The following is an 18,037-nucleotide window of genomic DNA, read 5'->3' as shown; positions in this document are numbered from 1 at the left end:
GATCCCGAGATCAGCGGCTGGACCTGGTCCTGACGGCGCACCGCCGCGCCGCGCGTCCGAGCGGCCCTCCCTGTTTCCGGGAAACCGGACGAACCCGCTCCGAGAGAGCGTCACCATGTGAGCCCAAGGGCACGAGAGAAGGGACCCGCCGATGCGCTGGGACGAGATGTCGAAGAGGCGACAGGCCGTGCTGCTGACCCTGGCGTCCGTGGAGCTGGCGCTGACCGCGACCGCCGTGGCTGATCTCGCCTTCCGCCCGCGCGACGACGTACGCGGACGGAAGGGGCTGTGGTGGGCGGGAATCCTCGTCCAACCGTTCGGGCCCATCGCCTACCTGCTGTGGGGACGACGGCGGCCACGCGCGTGATCCCGGCCTGGCCTCCAGGGACGGAGGTCCCGCCGATCGCGGCGTTGGGCACCTCCTCCGAGAACGCGAGACGGGTGACCGACGGCAGGGCCCGTACGGGACGTTCGGCCCTGATCGCGGCGCCGTCCCCGGCGGGAGAGTGAGAGCACGACCGAAGGAGAGAACAGCCCATGCGCGCTGCCGTCGTCACCGGTTTCGACAAGCCCGTCGAAGTGCGGGAGGTGCCCGTCCCCGAGCCGGAGCCGTTCCAGGTGCTGGTCCGCGTCGAGGCCAGCGGCCTGTGCCACACCGACATCCACGCCGCCCACGGCGACTGGCCGGTCAAACCGGTCCTGCCGTTGACCCCGGGTCACGAGGGTGTCGGCGTCATCGAGAAGATCGGCGCCGCCGTGACCGGCCGGGCGGTCGGCGAGCGGGTGGCCATCCCGTGGCTCGGCTACGCCTGCGGCACCTGCGCGTACTGCGTCAGTGGCCGCGAGACCCTGTGCGCGTCGCAGCGGAACACCGGTTACGCGCTCGACGGCGGCCACGCCGAGTACGCCGTCGCCCACGCCGCCTACGTCGTCGCCGTGCCCGACGGCGTCCCGTCCGCCGAGGCGGCGCCGCTGACCTGCGCCGGCGTGACCACGTACAAGGCCGTCAAGGTCTCCGGTCTGCGCCCCGCCGAGTGCGCCGCGATCTTCGGCATCGGCGGGCTCGGCCATCTCGCCCTGCAGTACGCGCAGATCTTCGGCGGCCGGACCGTCGCCGTCGACGTCACCGAGGACAAGCTCCGGCTGGCCCGCGACCTCGGCGCCGCCCACACCGTCAACGCCGCCACCGACGACCCGGTGGCCGCGATCCAGGCGCTGGGCGGGGCCGACGTGGCCATCGTGCTGGCCGCCAGCCCCCGCGTGCTGGAGCAGGCCCACGCCTCGCTGCGCCCCGGAGGCCGCCTGGTGCTGGTGTCCCTGCCGAAGGACAACACGATGAGCCTGCCCGTCTTCCAGACCGTGCTCGGCGGCATCAGCGTCATCGGCTCCATCGTCGGCACCCGCGCCGATCTGGCCGAGGTCTTCGAGCTGCACGCGCAGGGACGCACCAAGGTCGTCTACGAGACGCGCAAGCTCGAGGAGATCAACGAGTCCTTCGCCGAAGTCCTCGCCGGGACCGTCCCCGCCCGCCTCGTCTTCGAACTGTGACCACCCGCAGGAGGACACGACCATGTGCAACTACTGCGGCTGCCGCGAGTTCCCGCTGATCGGCCGCCTGTCCCAGGAGCACTGGGACATCGAGGAGTGCGCGGGAGCGCTGCGCCGCGCGATCGTCGAGGGGCGGCACGGCGACGCCGCGACCCTCCTGCGGGAGTTGCTGGCCCGGCTGATCCCGCACACCGCCGCCGAGGAGAGCGGGCTGTTCGCCGAGCTGCGCGCCGACGGGGCGCTGGCCGATGAGGTGGAGCGGCTGTGCGCCGAGCACGCCGACATCCATGGCGTGCTCGGGACGATCGACGACGCGGCGCCTGACTGGTCGGCCGTGCTGCGGGCACTGGACAAGCTGCACCGGCACATCGACCACGAGGAGCACGGCCTGTTCCCCGCGGCGGTCATCATGCTGCCGTTGGCCGCCTTCGACCGCATCACGCCCGGCCAGTCCCCGGCGGCGACCGGATAGCGGGCCCGTGCCGAACGGCCCGGGAGGACGGGTCCCTTCATGAAGGTGACCCCCGGCGGTGCCGCCGGCCCCGGCCGCGGACCTACCGTTTGCGTCATGCCCGATGAGCGCCGCCCGATCCGCCGCCCGGCCGACCAACGGTGGCGCTCATGACGGGCCGGCACCCGAGCAGGCGGCGGGCATCCACGGAAGCCCATCCCAGGCCCGCCGCCTGCCTGAGGGAGCGCGTGGGCGGGCGATCGGCGGGCCCTTCACGGCCGGGTGTTGAAGACCTCGTGGAGGGGACGGCGCGGCACGGCGGGGACCGGCGGGCCGTATCCCAGCCGCAGCAGCATCTGCAGGTGCCCGAGCGTCCCCGCGGGTTCCGTGCCGTCCGCCTGTTCCGGAAGATCCAGAGGCTGGCTGAACAGCGACGCCGACACGCCGTGAGCGGTGGCGGTGAGCAGCACCCGCTGCAACGCCTGGCCGGCGGCCAGCCAATCGCGTGGCCCGTCGCCGCGGGTGAACAAGGCGGCGATCTGAGGCTCCTTCTCGAATCTGGCCACCCTGCCCGCTCCCGCCCAGGCCGAAGTCGCGTAGGGGCAGCTCGGCGGCCCATGGCCGGGCGCCGAAGGCGTGGCGGGGGACGCCGTCGGCGCGGGCGCCGTCGCCGCTCCAGCGGGACAGCTCGCGGCGGTAGGCGTCGTCGCGACACAGCGCGCTGTCCGCGGCGGCGACCATGCCGAGGACCTCGCGTGCCACCGGGCCGTCCAGCATGACGAGCGTGGCCTCCTCCCGGCGGGCCGCGACGAGCAGTGCGTCGACGGTCTCGGCGGGCAGGGGGCGGCCGTCGAAGGGGAAGCGGTTGGTCCGTCGGTGCGGGATCGCGGCATGCAGCCGCCGCTCGTCTGGGCTCGGCGCCGACGGGCGTCGCGTGCACGGTGGCCAGCAGGTCGGGCCGGTCGCGGGGATCGGGCAGCGGCAGGACACGGGGCTCGTGGCCGGTCATCCGGATCGCCAGCCGCAGGTTGAACAGCGCGGCGCCGCAGCTGACGCCCAGCCCCCGGCCCAGCGGGTCGGTGACGGCGAGCAGCCGGTCGAGGTCGGCGTACAGGTCCAGGGTGGCGTCGTCGACGCGGCGGAAGCGCCACGGCTGGCTGTTGTGTACGGAGGGCGCCGCGACGGCGGCGGCGACCAGCCGGCGCACGCCGGCCCGGGTCGCGAAGGGCTTCGCCCACGGCCGGGCGCCGGGGACACCGGCCTGGGGGGCGGCGCCGGTTTCGGTCATCGGAATGTTCCCGGTATGGGGGTTGCGGCGGACATGTATTCACGATGTCGCGGCGCGCCGGGCTCGTGGCAGGGACCAAAGTCCTTTCCGGCACGTCCCATGGACCGTTCGCGCCGCTCGGCGCCCATCAGTGCGCACCGGTGAGGCGGCGGCGGAAGACCCAGTAGGTCCAGGCCTGGTAGGCCAGCACCAGCGGGGTGAAGATGGCCGCGACCCAGGTCATCACCGTCAACGTGTACGGGGTGGAGGCGGCGTTGGTCACGGTGAGGCTGTTGGCCGGGTCGAGCGCGGGCAGCACGTTCGGCCACAGGCCGGTGAACAGGGCCGCGACGACCGCGACGACGGCCACCGCGCTGGCGGTGAACGCCCAGCCGTCCCGGCCCCGCAGGGTCGCCACCAGGGCGCCCACGAGGCCGGCCGCGGCCAGCGCCACCGCCGCCCACCGGAGCGGCCTGCCCGCGCCGCCGGCGGCGACCAGGAAGGTGATCACCACCAGCAGGGTGATCGGCGCCAGCGTGCGGGCGATCCGGGCGGCGCCCCGGCGCAGCTCTCCCGTGGTGCGCAGCGTCAGGAAGATCGCCCCGTGCAGGGTGAACAGCAGCACCGTGGCCGCCCCGCCGAGCAGCGCGAACGGGTTCAGCAGGGTGAGCAGGGATCCGGTGAACTCGTGGTCGGCGTCCAGGGGCACGCCGCGCACCATGTTGGCGAACGCGACGCCCCACAGGAGCGCGGGGCCGAGGGAGCCCCAGAAGAAGGCCCGGTCCCAGCCCCTGGTGCTGTCGCTCTTGTTGCGGTATTCCAGCGCCACCCCGCGCGCGATCAACGCCAGCAGGATGAGGAACAACGGCAGGTAGAAGCCGCTGAACAGGGTGGCGTACCACTCGGGGAAGGCGGCGAAGGTCGCTCCTCCGGCCACCAGCAGCCACACCTCGTTGCCGTCCCACACGGGGCCGATCGTCGCGGCGATGGTGCGCCGCTCGGCCTCGTCGCCGCCCAGGAGGGGCAGCAGGATGCCCACGCCGAAGTCGAAGCCCTCCAGCACGAAGTAGCCGGTCCACAACACGGCGATCAACACGAACCAGACGGTGGTCAGTTCCATGGCGGTGATGTCCTTCAGTAGCTCAGGGCCGGAGCGGCGGCTTCCGGCTCGACCTGCTCGTACGGCCCGATCCGGATGAACTTGACCAGCAGCCGCACCTCGATGACGGCCAGCACCGCGTAGACGAGGGTGAAGCCGGTCAGCGTGATGGCCACCGAGACGACGTCCGCGCCGGGCGAGACCGCCGCGGCCGTGCGCATCAGGCCGAAGACGGTCCAGGGCTGGCGGCCCATCTCCGTGAAGATCCACCCCAGGGAGTTGGCCAGGAACGGCAGCCCGATCCCGGCGATGGCCAGCCGGTAGGCCCAGCGCCCGGCGGGCAGCCTGCCGCGCCGGGTCAGCCAGAGGCCGGCCAGGGCCAGCAGCGCCGACAGCGCGCCGAAGCCGATCATCAGCCGGAACGACCAGTACGCGAGGCCGACGACCGGCCGGTAGTCGCCCGGGCCGTACAACGCCTGGTAGCGGGCCTGGATGTCGTTGATGCCCGCGACCTTGCCGTCGAGGCTGTTGGTGGACAGCAGGCTCAGCCCGTACGGGATCTGCAGGTTGACGTGGTTGCGGCCGTTCTCCACGTCGCCGATCGCGAACAGCGAGAAGCCCGCCGAGCTCTCGTCCTCCCACAGCGCCTCGGCCGCGGCCATCTTCATCGGCTGCTGCTCGGTCATGATCTGCGCCTGCCAGTGGCCCGACAGCGACACCCCGATCGCCGACACCAGGCTGACGGCCAGGGCCAGCCGGGCGGAGGTGCGGAAGAGCGCGACGTCCCGCTCGCGCAGCAGGAACCAGGCGCTCACCCCGAGCACGAACGCCGCGGCGGTCAGGAAGGCGCCGAAGATCACGTGGGGGAAGGTGACGAGCGTGGTGGAGTTGGTGAGCACGGCCCAGATGTCGGTCAGCTCGGCCCGGCCGTTGTTGACGCGGTAGCCGACCGGGTGCTGCATCCACGAGTTCGCGGCGAGGATGAAGTAGGCGGAGATGTTGGTGCCGATCGCCGCGAGCCAGATCGTGGCCAGGTGCAGTCTCGGGGAGAGCCTGTCCCAGCCGAAGATCCACAACCCGAGGAACGTGGACTCCAGGAAGAAGGCCATCAGCCCTTCCATCGCCAGCGGCGCCCCGAACACGTCGCCGACGAAGCGGGAGTAGTCACTCCAGTTCATCCCGAACTGGAACTCCTGCACGATCCCCGTCACCACGCCCATGGCGAAGTTGATCAGGAAGAGCTTCCCCCAGAACCGGGTCAGCCGCAGGTACTCCGGCTTCCTCGTCCGGTACCAGGCGGTCTGCAACCCGGCCACGATCATCGACAGCCCGATCGTGAGCGGCACGAACAGGAAGTGGTAGACGGTCGTGATCCCGAACTGCCAGCGCGAAAGGTCCAAGACATCCATGGTCGCCAGCGTCGAGCAAGATCGGACGGCGTCGTAGGGTCGGGCGGCCCCACCCGGAAGGGACCTTGGACATCTGTCCCGGAGCCGCCCGGCCCTGACGGCCCGCGACCCCGCTGCGGGAACGTCAGCGGCGGGAGATACGCCATGACCGCTGCGCTCGCCACCGATCCCGGCATCCGGCGGCTGCTCGTCGCGGCCGGCCAGGCGAGGCGTCGTTCCTGAACCAGCCGCTCGACCTGCGCGACATGCGCCGGCGACGGGCCCCGTACCACCGGTGCGGTCACCCGCAGATGATCGCGCTGCCGCGCGGACGTTCCGGCCGACGGGTCGCGGTCGTCGAGCGGGCCGCACCGTCGGCGGCCTCGCCGTGCTGTCGGGCCTCAGGTCGCGGGCAGGGCGGTGGCGAGCAGGACGACGCCGAGCGATCCCACCAGCGAGCTCACCGCCATCGTCCGGGCGAGCCTGGGCCGTCCCGCGCCGCTGGCCCAGCCATGGACGCCGGCGGCGGCCATGACGGCGCAGAACAGCAGCAGCTTGGCCGCCAGGATCCGGCCGTAGCCGGGGTCGGCGAGCGAGGACCAGGTGACGCCCTTGCGCCAGGCCAGGGCCAGGCCGGAGCCGAGCTGCACGGGCAGGAACCCGGCCGCGGTGAGGATCCCGAAGCGGCGGCCGACCGCGGTCAGCACCGTGGCCCGCCGCCGCTCGTCCAGGTGCCTGCGGGCCAGGGGCAGCACGACCAGCGACACCGTGAGCTGCCCGCCGACCCACAACGCCGCCGACAGCACGTGCAGGAACCGGATCACCGACCACCACGTCATCGCGCGTCCACCTGGAGCATCGCGGGAACCTCCCTGTCGCGGCACGAGCACGCAGCCGGCGGACCGGGCACGACGGCCCGGCCCACCGCACATTCCAGGATCATGCCACCACGGCGCGGCGTCGTGAGGCCGTCAGGCGCACCATCGTCACCGTCAGCACCACGGTCAGGACCGAGGTCGCGGCCAGCAGCGCCAGACCGAGCCCGTACGAGCCGAGCCGGCCGTAGAGGAAGCCCATCAGCAGGGGCGGCACGAACCCGCCCAGCCCGCCCGCGGCGCCGACCAGCCCGGTGACCGCGCCGACCTTGTCCGCCGGGGCGACCTGGGCGACCAGGGCGAAGGTGGCGCCGCTGCCCGCCCCGAGGGCGGCGGCCATGGTCAGGAAGGCGATCGTGCCCAAGGGCATCAGGCCGGGTGTGAGGGCCTGGACCGCCGCCGCGACGCCGACCACGGTGAACACGGCGGCCAGCACGGGCACGGAGCCGATCCGGTCGGACAGCCAGCCGCCGATCGGCCGCATGACGACCGCGAGGACCACGAACCCGGCCATGCGATTGGCGGCGTCGGCCTGCTCCAGGCCGTAGCCGGTCTGCAGGTAGGCGGGCAGGTAGACGGAGAAGGCGACGTAGCCGCCGAAGGCCACGGCGTACAGGACGCACGCCTGCCAGGTGATCGCCAGCTTGGCGGTGGCCGCCAGGCGTGCCGGCAGCGGTTGCGCCGCGACGGTGCGTCCCGGCGCGTCGCGCATGACCAGCCAGGCGACGGCGGCGTAGAGCGCCAGCGCGACCGCGGTGATGAGGAAGGGGGTGGCCGAGCCGCCGGTCCTGACGAGCTTGACCGTGGTCAGGGCGCTGATCGCGGTGCCGCCCATGCCGGCGCCGAAGACACCGATGGCCAGGCCGCGACGGTGCGGCGGGAACCAGGCGTTGACGAACGGCACGCCGACCGCGAACACGGTTCCGGCGATGCCCAGGAAGAAGCCGCCGAGCAGCAGCAGCGGCAGCGAGCTCTGTCCGGCCAGACCGATGAAGAGGACGGGCACGATGGTGGCGGCCGAGATCAGCGGGAACATCACCCGTCCGCCGTACCGGTCGGTGAGCGCGCCCACCGGGATGCGGCCCAGCGAGCCGACGATCACCGAGACGGCGACCAGGAGGGCCTGCTGGGCGGGGGACAGGCCGAGCAGGTCCTTGAAGCGCGGGCCCAGCGGGCTGAGCAGCGCCCAGGCCCAGAAGTTCAGCGCGAAGCCGAGGGTCGCCAGGCCCAGCATCAGCGCGGGCCTGCCCCCGGCGGCGGCCGGGGCCTTCTCGTCGGTCATCGTCATCCTTCCTCACTGCTGTCATCGGGCACCGGTACGTGCCTTCTGTTACATCCGAGTGCGCAAGCCCGGCGCGGGGTACGGACCAAGGTCCTCGTCCGGGCGGACCTCCGGTCCGTCCACAGCGGCCGGGCCGGGGGTGAGGCGCCGGTCATGCGGGTGCTCCCAGCAGGATGCGGTGGACGACGTCGGCGGCCGAGTGGTTCTCCGGCAGGTCGCGCAGGAACGTGACGTCCTGGCCCAGGGTGAGAAGGGCGGGCTCGCGGTAACCGTCGGCGCGGTGCTGGGGCAGGCCGATCGCGGCGGTCAGGCCGTTGCACAGGCACTGGCGGCCCTCGGCCTCCTCCGCGGAGCCGCCCTTGCGCACGTAGGTGTCGACAGGCTCGGCGGGGCAGCGGTAGCCGATCGCGCCGTCGGCCTTGACGTACGGGCTGCGCAGGTAGCCCAGGTCGCACAGCCGCGGTCGCCGCTCGTGGACGCCGGGCTCGGACAGGGTGCCGGGCACGTTCGCGACCTTGAACGGGAAGCCGGTCGGCGAGGCGCGCGGGTCGTTGCGGACCTCCAGGGTCCCGGCGCCGGCCGCGCGCAGCAGGCGGCGCCTGAGTTCGTCGTCGAGCCCGGACTCGCGGCACAACGCGAACGCCGACCCGACCTGGATCCCGGTGGCGCCCGCGGCCAGCGCCCCGGCCAGCCCGTCGGGGGTGCCGTAGCCGCCGGCCAGCCAGAACGGCAGCCCGAGGGCGGCGACCCTGCCGGTGTCGGCCTCGTCGCGCGGCCCGTAGACGGGCTCGCCGGCCTCGTCCAGCCGCAGGCGGCCGCGCGGCGGCGCGCTGTGCCCGCCGGCCACCGGCGTCTCCAGGACGAACCCGTCCGGCCGGGTCCGCGGCGAACGGGCCAGGTAGCCGGCCAGCACGTGCGAGGAGACGATCGCCAGCAGCTTCGGCCGCCGCAGCGGCTCGGTGGGGGCGGGCAGCAGCGCTCCGGGGTCGAGGCCGACCGTGTGCCGGGCGTCGTCGGCCCCGGCCACGGCGACGGTGATCCCGGCCGGGCGGTGCGCGGCGAACTCGTCGAGCAGGTGCGGGATCTCGGTCGGGATGCCCGCCCCCATCAGCACGTAGTCGACCCCGGCCAGCATCGCCCCGAACACGGCGGCCGGCGTGGCGAGCTGGATCTTCTCCAGGTAGTTGACGCCGATCGGGCCGTCGTGCCCGTGCTTGGCCAGGAAGACCTCGGCGAAGTTGGCGGCCACGGCCAGTTCGTCGCGGGCGCGGCTGGGCCGCAGCCCGAGCCGGGGCACCGGCCGGTACGGCGTGCCCGGCGCGATCCCGCCCGGCACGAAGTAGCGGCCCAGCACCCGCTCGGCGATGGCGGGCACCGGGAAGCAGGCCAGCGCGCGGCGCAGGTCCCCGCCGGGATCGCCGCGCTGGAGCCGGCGGGCCAGCGTGACGTCCAGCGCGGTGCCCGACACGACGCCGAGCTGCCCGGTCCGGGCCACCGCGCGCGCCAGCCGCCACCCGGACACTCCGACGCCCATGCCGCCCTGGATCAGCGCGGGGAACGCTTCGGTGAGGTGATCAGCGATGGACAGCACGCGATCCTCCGGCTGCGGGGTGAGCGCTCGGGCAGTGGGTGACATGGATCGACCGTCCCGGAGCCGTCACGCGGCGACGGCGAGCGTGGTGCTCGCCGCCGTCGCGGCGCCGGCGGCGCCCAGCAGCAGCACCGCCGCCGCTCGGACAACGCTCATTTCCTGCTCCTTGCCGTGAAGCGCTTCGTGCCGTGAAGCGATGGATGCCGGTCATCGGCGCACGCCGAGCGGGGCGCGCCGCCGGTAGACGACGTAGGGCCGCCACAGGTAGGCGACCGGCGCCGACCAGACGTGGACGAGCCGGGTGAAGGGCCAGATCGCGGCGAGCACCCAGGCCGACAGCGCGTGCAACTGGAAGATCAGCGGCACGCCGGCCATCAGGCCGGGGTCGGGGTGGAAGGTCAGGACACCGCGGAACCAGACGGCGATCGTTGCGCGGTAGTCGTAGCCGCCGCCGAGCAGGTTCTGGCCCACGGTCGCGGACATGCCGAGCGCGATGGTGGCCGCGATCACGGCGAACAGGACCTTGTCGGCGCGGGTGGTGGTGCGGCGGACGCGCGGGCTGGTGAGGCGGCGGGCCAGCAGCAGCCCCAGGCCCGCCACCACCATGAGCCCGGCCACGGTCCCCGCGCTCACCGACACCAGGTGGTAGAGGTGCTCGTCCACGCCGACCGCCTCGGTCAGGCTCTTCGGGACGAGCAGGCCCAGCACGTGGCCGCCGATGGCGGCGAACGCGCCGAGGTGGAACAGCGGGGACCCGAGCCGCAGCAGCCGGCTCTCCAGGACCTGCGTGGTGCGGGTGGTCCAGCCGAACTGGTCGACCCGCCAGCGCCAGACGTGGCCGACCACGAAGATCGTCAGAGCGATGTAGGGGACGACGACCCACAGCGCGACGCTCACGGCCGCACCTCCGTCTCGTTCGGCGTCTCGTCGAGGGGCGGCCCGTACGGCGCCAGCCCGACCTCCTCGGCGGGCGGCCCGGCCAGCGCCAGGTCCGCGACGGCGGCACGCTCGGCCGCCGACAGGTCCGGCAGTTCCGCGCAGAGCGCGTCGAGCACCAGCGAGTACGACGAGCCGGCCTCGCGCAGCGCGGTGCGGATGAGCTCCAGCCCCTTGCGGTGCTGGCGCAGCGGCGCCTCGCCGATGGACGGCCCGGCCAGCGCGGCGAACTCGCAGACCACCGGCAGGTAGTCGGGCAGCTCGCCCTCGGGCGGGGTGAGCCCGGCCACCCGGTAGCGCTGCTTGAGGGTGAGCAGCGCCATGCCGCGGCGGCGGGTGTCGCCGTGCAGGTAGTAGGTGAGGTAGAGGCTGGAGCGGCGGCGCAGGTCGAAGGTCTCGACGTAGGCGCGGGCCAGCGGCATGGGCTCGCACTCGGCGTACCAGGCGGTGAACGCGACGAGGGCGTCGCGGGTCGGCGACTCCGGCAGCGCGAGCGCGGCCCGGCTCAGCTCGTCGCGGGCGGCGAGGAGCTCGGCGTCCGGGTACTGGAGCAGGAGCGAGATCAGCCGGAACAGCGCCGCGCGACGCGCCGGCTCCTCGAAGGCGGAGGTCTCCCGCCGGGTCAGGAGTCTCACGCCGTGCCTCCGTCGCGGACGAAGATCTTCAGGCCGAGCCGCCCGTCGGTGCGGCGGCCGGTGACTCCGGCCGGGTGGAAGTCGCTCATGCCGGGGCCGCCGTCGCCGTCCAGGCTGCACCCGTCCGCCTGGGCGGACAGGGCGGCGGCGTCCTCGCGGTGGGCGGCGGGCACGACGTAGCGCTCGTCGTACTTGGCGATGGCCAGCAGCCGGTACAGCTCCTCCATCTCGGCCGCCGTCATCCCGACCGACTCCAGCAGGTCCTCGGCGACGGTGCCGTCCACGGTGCGGGCCCGCATGTAGGCGCGCATCGCCGACAGCTTCATCAGCACCCCGGCCACGACCTCGGTGTCGCCGGCCGAGAACAGCCCGGCCAGGTACTCCAGCGGGATGCGCAGGTCGGTGATGGCGTGGAAGACGTTGTCGGGGTCGTCGGCGTCGGCGCCCACGCCGGTGACGGCGTCGAGCACCGGTGACAGCGGCGGGATGTACCAGACCATGGGCAGCGTGCGGTACTCCGGGTGCAGCGGCAGCGCCACCCGGTACCGCATGGCCAGCCGGTAGATCGGCGAGCGCTGCGCCGCGGCGATCCAGTCCTCGCTGATGCCCGCGGCGCGGGCCGCCTCGACCACCTCCGGGTCGGACGGGTCGAGGAAGACCCGGCGCTGGGCCTCCAGCAGGTCCCGGGGGTCCGGGACGCGCGCGGCCTCCAGCACCGCGTCGGCGTCGTACAGGATCAGGCCGAGGTAGCGCAGGCGTCCGACGCAGGTCTCGGCGCACACGGTCGGCTGTCCCGCCTCGATGCGGGGGAAGCAGAACGTGCACTTCTCGGCCTTGCCGGTCCTGTGGTTGACGTACACCTTCTTGTACGGGCACGACGAGACGCACATGCGCCACCCGCGGCAGCGGTTCTGGTCCACCAGGACGATGCCGTCCTCCTCCCGCTTGTACATCGCGCCGGACGGGCAGGCGGCGACGCAGGCCGGGTTGAGGCAGTGCTCGCAGATGCGCGGCAGGTGGAACATGAAGGTCTTGTCGAACTCCATCTTCACCTTCTCCGCCATGGCGGCCAGGACGGGGTCGGCCGGGGCGTGCTCGGGGGCGCCGCCCAGGTCGTCCTCCCAGTTCGCGCCCCAGGTGATCGCCATGTCCCGGCCGGTGATGGCCGACTTGGGGCGGATGACCGGGGTGTGCGGGCCGGCGGGGGCGTTGATGAGGGTGTCGTAGTCGTAGGTGGCCGGCTCGTAGTAGTCGTCCAGGTCCGCGAGATCCGGGTTGGAGAACAGGTTGAGCAGCCGCTTGACGCGGCCTCCGGCGCGCAGCTTGAGCCGGCCGCGCCGGTCGAGCTGCCAGCCGCCGTGCCAGCGGTCCTGGTCCTCGTAGCGCTTGGGGTAGCCGACGCCGGGTTTGGTCTCGACGTTGTTGAACCAGACGTACTCGACGCCGTCGCGGTTGGTCCACGTCTGCTTGCACGTGACGGAGCAGGTGTGGCAGCCGATGCACTTGTCCAGGTTCATCACCATGGCGACCTGTGCCATGACGCGCATCAGTACGTCACCTCCTGGGCGCGGCGGCGGATGACGGTGATCTCGTCACGCTGGTTGCCGGTCGGCCCGTAGTAGTTGAAGGCGTAGGTGAACTGCGCGTACCCGCCGATGAGGTGGCTGGGCTTGAGCAGCAGCCGGGTGAGGGAGTTGTGCACGCCGCCGCGCCGCCCGGACCTCTCGGTGAGCGGGACGTTCACGTTGCGGTCCTTGGCGTGGTACATGTACACGGTCCCGGCCGGCATGCGGTGCGAGACGATCGCGCGGGCCACGACCACGCCGTTGCGGTTGTACGCCTCGATCCAGTCGTTGTCGGCGACGCCGATCGCGCGGGCGTCCTCGACGCTCATCCAGATCGTCGGCCCGCCGCGGGACAACGCCAGCATGTAGGCGTTGTCCTGGTACTCCGAGTGGATGGACCACTTGGAGTGCGGGGTCAGGTAGCGCACGGTGACCTCGGCCCCGCCGTCCCCGTCGGCGCCGTCGCGCTGCTCGCCGTAGTGGCGGCGCATGTTGAGCGGCGGCCGGTAGGCGGGCAGTTGCTCGCCCAGCTCGATGATCCAGTCGTGGTCGAGGAAGAACTGCTGCCGCCCGGTCAGGGTGTGCCAGGGCTTGTCCCGCTCGACGTTGATGACGAAGGCGGAGTAGCGGCGCCCGCCGGTCTCCGACCCCGACCACTCCGGCGAGGTGATCACCGGTTGCGGCCTGGACTGCGTGTCGGCGAAGGTGATGCGCCTGCCCTCGTGCTCGGCGGCCAGGTCGGCGAGCCTGGTCCCGGTGCGCTTCTCCAGCGTCTCGAAACCCTGGGTGGACAGGCGGCCGTTGGTGGTGCCGGACAGCGCGAGGATGGCCTCGCACATGCGGTCGGCCGTGGCCAGCGAGACGCGTCCCTCGCCGGTGGTGCCGTTCTTGTCGGCCAGGTAGTCGAGCTCCGGGCCGACCCGGTAGGTCACGGCCTTGGTCGTCAGTCCCAGCTCGGCGAACAGCGGCCCGATGGAGCGCATGCGCTCGCCCACGGCGGCGTAGTCGCGCTCGATCGCGACGATCCTCGGCATGGTCCTGCCGGGTACGGGCTCGCACTCGCCGTGCTTCCAGTCGCGAACCCGTCCGCCGGGCTGGGCCAGCTCGTCGGGGGTGTCGTGGGCGAGCGGGACGGCCAGCACGTCGGTGCGCCGGCCCAGGTGGTCGGCGGCCAGCGCGGAGAAACGGTCGGCGAGGCTGAGGAAGGTGTCGTAGTCGCTGCGGGTCTGCCAGGGCGGGGCGATGGCCGGGTTGAAGGCGTGCACGAACGGGTGCATGTCGGTCGAGGACAGGTCGTGCTTCTCGTACCAGGTGGCGGCCGGGAGCACGACGTCGGAGAACAGCGCCGTGGAGGTCATGCGGAAGTCGATGGCGGTCAGCAGGTCGAGCTTGCCCTCGGCGGCCTCCTCGCGCCAGGTCACCTCGGCCGGGCGCAGCCCTTCCTGGTTACGGGTCTCGGCGTCGGCGCCGAGCAGGTGGCGCAGGAAGTACTCGTTGCCCTTGCCGGAGGAGCCGAGCAGGTTGGCCCGCCACACGGTCAGCACCCGCGGGAAGTTGGCCGGGTCGCCGGGGTCCTCGGCGGCGAAGCGGAGGTTCCCGGACCTCAGCTCGTTCACGACGTGCTCGGCCACCGGGACACCGGCCTCAGCGGCCTCGTCGGCGAGGACGAGCGGGTTGCGGTCGAAGGTCGGGTGCGAGGGCAGCCAGCCGAGCCGCGCGGCCTGGGCGTTGCAGTCGGCGAACGACCCGCGACTGCGGGGCCCGAACCACGCTAGAAGCCCGGCGCGCTTCGCCCACCGAGGCGAACGTCCGCACGCGCAGGGCCGAAAGTCCCCGAAACGACATGAGAACTTCTCGGGACTTTGGTCCCTACCCGGCCGGCCGCGGTCCGGATAGCGTCGAGACTCATGCGTGTGCTGCTCGACTCGTCCGGACTTCAGGTGCTCTCCCCCGAGGAGTGCTTCGACCTGCTGTCCACGGCGCCCATCGGGCGGATCGTGTTCACCGATCGCGCCCTGCCGGCCGTCCAGCCGGTGAACTTCCACCTCGACGGCCGGACCATCGTGATCCGCACCTCGACCGGGTCGAAGCTGGCCGCCGCCACCCGGCGGGCCGTGGTGGCCTTCGAGGCCGACGAGTTCGATCACGAGCGGCGCACCGGCTGGTCGGTCACCGCGGTGGGACAGGCCCGGGAGGTGTCCGATCCCGCCGAGATCGACCGGCTCGCGGCGCTGCCGCTGACCACCTGGGCGCCGGGCAGTCGCGACCACTACATCGTGGTCGAGGCCGAGCACATCTCCGGCCGCCGCATCACGGCGACCCGCCCCCACGCGCCGGCGGCCCCGCGGCCCGCGCGGAGCTGACGTCGTGGACGTATCGCCGGGCTCCCGCCGTGGTCCGCTTCGGCGGGACGACTCCCAGCCGCGCCGGGCGGGGCGCCGGCCCTCGTCCCTGCCGCGGTGGACGATGTACGGCCGGGTGAGGTAGCCGACCGGCGCGGTGAGCATGTGCACCAGCCGGGTGAACGGCCAGATCGCGAACAGCACCAGCGCGCTGAGCGCGTGCAGCTGGAACAGCGGCGGCGTCCCACGGTGCGCCGCCGGTAGACCAGGATCGCCAGGCCGCCCACCGTGGCGATCCCGGCGTAGGCGATGGTCTCGGCGGGGTCAGGAACCCCGATGGTGGTCGAGCTGAGCCGGTGCAGCGCCATAACGCGCTCCTTCGACATCTGGCGAAGATCGCCGCTGCCCTGAACGCAAGCGATGAGCTCGCCGCCGGGAAGAGCCAGGAGCCGCCGATGAGCGCGGTGGCGGAACAGGCGCGCGCCCGCGAAGGGCCGAAGCGCATCGCGAACGCATAGGGATCTTATTAACGGCGCGCCCCAAACTCGAAGACATGAGGGACACGCGAGTGTTCCGCACCGACTCCCCCTCGACGAACGACAGGAGAAACCCCCATGTCCACCACGCAGGTCATCGTCACCGGCCTCACCGCCGCCTGGGTCGGCTTCTCCGGCTTCTCGCTGCTGCGCAGGGCCGATTTCGTGGCCAAGCCGCTGATCGAGTACGGGGTGCCGCGGTCGTGGTGGCCGTGGCTGGGCGCGGCCAAGGCCGCCGGAGCGATCGGCCTGCTGGCCGGTCTGGCGGTCCCCGCGATCGGCGTGGCCGCCGCGATCGGCCTGATCCTGTACTTCACCGGCGCGGTCGTCACGGTGCTGCGGGCCCGCTCGTACAAGACCGTCGTCTTCCCCTTCCTGTACCTGGCGCCCGTGGTCGTCGCCCTGGCCCTGGGCACGGCGGCATGAGGTCACACCTCGAAGAGTGGACCGGGGCATGGGGGGCGGCGATGATGCGCCCCTCCGGCTCTCCCTGGTTCGCCACCTGGGCAGAGCAGGGCTTCGCCGACCAGTCCGTGCGACAGGTGATCCGCCTGAACGCGGGTGGCTCGCACCTGCGCGTCCGGCTCTCCAACGCCTACGGCACCACCCCGCTGCGGCTGAGCGGCGCCAGCGTCGGCCGCACCGGCCAGGGCGCCGCCGTACGGCCGGACACGCTGCACCGCCTGCGCTTCGCCGGCGAGCCCACGGCGACCGTCGCCGCCGGAGGCAGGATCGTCAGCGACCCCGTGCCCTTGCCGGTCCAAGCGCGCGAACAGCTCACCGTGACCCTGTACTTCGCCGATCCCACCGGCCCGGCCACGTACCACCAGATCTCCATGACCACCGCCTACCGGGCCGGAGGCGACCACCACCTGGACGCCGGCGCAGCCGCGTACACCGACACGATCCAGCCGGCCTGGGGCTCCTGGTACTACCTGGAAGGCGTCGACGTCACCGGGGGGCCGCCCACCGGCACGGCGATCGTCGCCATCGGCGAGTCGACCACCGACGGGTTCGGCTCCACCTCCGACGGCGACGACCGCTACCCCGACATCCTCGCCCAGCGCCTGCTGGCCGCGGGCCGGCCCAGGCCGGTGCTGAACGCCGGCATCAGCGGCAACAAGCTGCTGGCCGGCTCCGTCTGCACCGGCGACAGCGCCCTGTCCCGCTTCGCCCGCGACGTGCTGGACCGGCCCGGCGTGGGCACGGCCATCATCTCCCTCGGCATGAACGACATCATGCGCCCGGGCGACCAGATGTGCGGGGTGGACCGGGACGACCCGCCCGTCACCCTGCGGCGCCTCGCCGACGCCCATCGCAGCCTCATCCGCGCCGCCCACGCCCAGGGCATCAAGGCCGTCGGCGCCACCCTCCTGCCGTTCAAGGGCGCACCCGGTTGGACGCGGGAGGCCGACGACCTGCGCCGCGCGCTGAACGACTGGATCCGCGACTCAGGGGAGTACGACGCGATCGCCGACTTCGACCGGTCGATCGACCCCCACGGCGGCGGCGCCATCCCCGGCGGTTACCACAATCACTTTCCCGACGGCCGGCCTGACCACGCCCACCCCAACGCCCTGGGCTATCGGATCATGGCCGACTTCATCGACCTCGACTCCCTCTAGGGCTGACACATGATCATTGCTCACGCTTGAATGGTCTCGTCGAAGCCCGCGGGTTGCCGCTGGTCCTGCATCTGACCGGCGGCAACATCGTCGGCTGCACCGCGTTCGCAGCCGTGCCGGCGAATGCTCTGGCTCCGGCACACCGCATTGTCAGACACTACCTAGCCGTTCATGAGCCGGGCGAGGCGGTCCCAAGCCGGGGATGCGGCTCCGGGCTGGGACTGCGCTGCCAGCCGCGCGATGGTCGGGTTGTCCACCGGGCCGGTCTCGGATCGGCTGTGGTGGTCGGTGAACCACTTGCGGGTGCGGTCCGCGAGGGCGGGGAGGCGGGGATCGTCCGGTGACCAGTCGTAGGCGGCGTCGTACTCGAGGTAGAGGGCGCGGAACTCGGGATCGGTCATGAGCTCGCGCTTCTCGGTGATCCACAGCAGGGCGTCCTCGGGTGAGGCGGTGTGCATGAGGATCCAGCCGTCGCGTTCCAGGAGCCTCTGGCGCTCGCTGACGCCGAACGTGCGCAAGTCGTCGAGATGGTCCGCGACCTCCGCGGAGACGAAGAGCCGGTCACCGCCGCGCAGCTGGGCGAGTTGGTCGCGGGTTCGCCGCAGCTGCGCCATGCGGTCCTGGAGGTCGTGGTCGATCTCGGCGATGGCCGCCGTGAGCGTGTCCGGGTCGGCGTCGAGCAGGTCCTTGACGCGGGCCAGGGGCACGCCCGCGTGGGCCAGGGTCCTGATCTTGACGAGCTTGACGGCATGCTCGGCGGTGTAGCGGCGGTAGCCGGCCGAGTCGCGGTCCGGTTCGGCGAGCAGACCGCGCTCGTGATAGTGGCGGATGGCCTTGGTGGTCACTCCGGCGTAGTCCGCGAGCTGGCCAATCGTGAGCATGCCGGACATCCTTCCA

The 18,037-nt window shown here is 72.6% G+C and carries 17 protein-coding genes and 1 pseudogene; 6 read left to right on the top strand and 12 right to left on the bottom strand.

Annotation, left to right across the window (positions count from 1 at the left end; genetic code table 11):
- Positions 1-166: 166 nt before the first annotated feature.
- The 3 genes from HD595_RS45445 to HD595_RS45435 all read left to right on the top strand — a co-directional run bounded on the left by HD595_RS45445 (position 167) and on the right by HD595_RS45435 (position 2,020).
- Positions 167-367 (top strand): PLD nuclease N-terminal domain-containing protein, encoded by a 201-nt coding sequence (locus HD595_RS45445; RefSeq protein ID WP_253780992.1) that lies wholly within the window; start codon positions 167-169, stop codon positions 365-367.
- Between the two features lie 170 nt (positions 368-537).
- On the top strand, positions 538-1,548 hold the full coding sequence (locus HD595_RS45440) for a zinc-dependent alcohol dehydrogenase (RefSeq protein WP_253780990.1): 1,011 nt from the start codon (positions 538-540) through the stop codon (positions 1,546-1,548).
- A 22-nt stretch (positions 1,549-1,570) separates the two neighbouring features.
- Complete coding sequence (locus tag HD595_RS45435) at positions 1,571-2,020, top strand: hemerythrin domain-containing protein (protein WP_253780988.1); 450 nt, start codon at positions 1,571-1,573, stop codon at positions 2,018-2,020.
- Between the two features lie 251 nt (positions 2,021-2,271).
- Here HD595_RS45435 and HD595_RS45430 read toward each other — a convergent pair whose 3' ends face one another.
- The 10 genes from HD595_RS45430 to HD595_RS45385 form a co-directional block, all read right to left on the bottom strand.
- Positions 2,272-2,565, bottom strand: coding sequence for a hypothetical protein (locus HD595_RS45430; RefSeq protein ID WP_253780986.1), 294 nt, complete (start codon positions 2,563-2,565; stop codon positions 2,272-2,274).
- 849 nt (positions 2,566-3,414) lie between these two features.
- Positions 3,415-4,386, bottom strand: a complete 972-nt coding sequence (cydB, locus tag HD595_RS45425) for a cytochrome d ubiquinol oxidase subunit II (protein ID WP_253780984.1) — start codon at positions 4,384-4,386, stop codon at positions 3,415-3,417.
- A 14-nt stretch (positions 4,387-4,400) separates the two neighbouring features.
- Positions 4,401-5,774, bottom strand: coding sequence for a cytochrome ubiquinol oxidase subunit I (locus HD595_RS45420; RefSeq protein ID WP_253780982.1), 1,374 nt, complete (start codon positions 5,772-5,774; stop codon positions 4,401-4,403).
- 380 nt (positions 5,775-6,154) lie between these two features.
- Positions 6,155-6,592, bottom strand: a complete 438-nt coding sequence (locus HD595_RS45415; protein ID WP_253780980.1) for a hypothetical protein — start codon at positions 6,590-6,592, stop codon at positions 6,155-6,157.
- Positions 6,593-6,692: 100 nt separating this feature from the next.
- Positions 6,693-7,916, bottom strand: a complete 1,224-nt coding sequence (locus tag HD595_RS45410; RefSeq protein ID WP_420540746.1) for an MFS transporter — start codon at positions 7,914-7,916, stop codon at positions 6,693-6,695.
- Between the two features lie 145 nt (positions 7,917-8,061).
- Positions 8,062-9,546 carry a nitronate monooxygenase gene (locus HD595_RS45405; RefSeq protein WP_253780976.1) on the bottom strand — a complete coding sequence of 495 codons (1,485 nt, stop codon included), beginning with the start codon at positions 9,544-9,546 and terminating at the stop codon, positions 8,062-8,064.
- A 162-nt stretch (positions 9,547-9,708) separates the two neighbouring features.
- Positions 9,709-10,398, bottom strand: a complete 690-nt coding sequence (narI, locus tag HD595_RS45400; RefSeq protein WP_253780974.1) for a respiratory nitrate reductase subunit gamma — start codon at positions 10,396-10,398, stop codon at positions 9,709-9,711.
- A complete protein-coding gene (gene narJ, locus HD595_RS45395) occupies positions 10,395-11,072 on the bottom strand; it encodes a nitrate reductase molybdenum cofactor assembly chaperone (RefSeq protein WP_253780972.1) in 678 nt (225 codons plus the stop codon). The genes narI and narJ overlap by 4 nt, the downstream gene beginning before the upstream one ends.
- Positions 11,069-12,619 carry a nitrate reductase subunit beta gene (gene narH / locus HD595_RS45390; protein WP_253780970.1) on the bottom strand — a complete coding sequence of 517 codons (1,551 nt, stop codon included), beginning with the start codon at positions 12,617-12,619 and terminating at the stop codon, positions 11,069-11,071. Before narH ends, narJ begins: the two co-directional genes overlap by 4 nt.
- Entirely contained in the window at positions 12,619-14,268 is a 1,650-nt protein-coding gene (locus HD595_RS45385; protein WP_337960032.1) for a molybdopterin dinucleotide binding domain-containing protein, read from the bottom strand. Before HD595_RS45385 ends, narH begins: the two co-directional genes overlap by 1 nt.
- A 276-nt stretch (positions 14,269-14,544) precedes the next feature.
- On the opposite strand from HD595_RS45385, the gene HD595_RS47120 reads away from it, so the two are divergent.
- Positions 14,545-15,000 carry a pyridoxamine 5'-phosphate oxidase family protein gene (locus HD595_RS47120; protein WP_420540745.1) on the top strand — a complete coding sequence of 152 codons (456 nt, stop codon included), beginning with the start codon at positions 14,545-14,547 and terminating at the stop codon, positions 14,998-15,000.
- Positions 15,001-15,102: 102 nt separating this feature from the next.
- Here the strand turns inward: HD595_RS47120 and HD595_RS47350 are convergent.
- Positions 15,103-15,216: pseudogene (locus HD595_RS47350) on the bottom strand (respiratory nitrate reductase subunit gamma); the annotation flags it as partial.
- A 377-nt stretch (positions 15,217-15,593) separates the two neighbouring features.
- Between HD595_RS47350 and HD595_RS45375 the strand changes: the two are divergent.
- Positions 15,594-15,941, top strand: a complete 348-nt coding sequence (locus HD595_RS45375; protein ID WP_253780967.1) for a DoxX family protein — start codon at positions 15,594-15,596, stop codon at positions 15,939-15,941.
- Between the two features lie 41 nt (positions 15,942-15,982).
- Positions 15,983-17,140, top strand: coding sequence for a GDSL-type esterase/lipase family protein (locus HD595_RS45370; RefSeq protein WP_253780965.1), 1,158 nt, complete (start codon positions 15,983-15,985; stop codon positions 17,138-17,140).
- A 161-nt stretch (positions 17,141-17,301) separates the two neighbouring features.
- Here HD595_RS45370 and HD595_RS45365 read toward each other — a convergent pair whose 3' ends face one another.
- Complete coding sequence (locus tag HD595_RS45365; RefSeq protein ID WP_253780963.1) at positions 17,302-18,021, bottom strand: MerR family transcriptional regulator; 720 nt, start codon at positions 18,019-18,021, stop codon at positions 17,302-17,304.
- Between the last annotated feature and the right edge of the window lie 16 nt (positions 18,022-18,037).

Source organism: Nonomuraea roseoviolacea subsp. carminata, assembly GCF_024172185.1.
Classification (GTDB): Bacteria; Actinomycetota; Actinomycetes; order Streptosporangiales; family Streptosporangiaceae; genus Nonomuraea; species Nonomuraea roseoviolacea.
The sequence above is the reverse complement of the archived record's forward strand: the minus strand, read 5'-3'. Positions and strand labels throughout refer to the sequence as shown.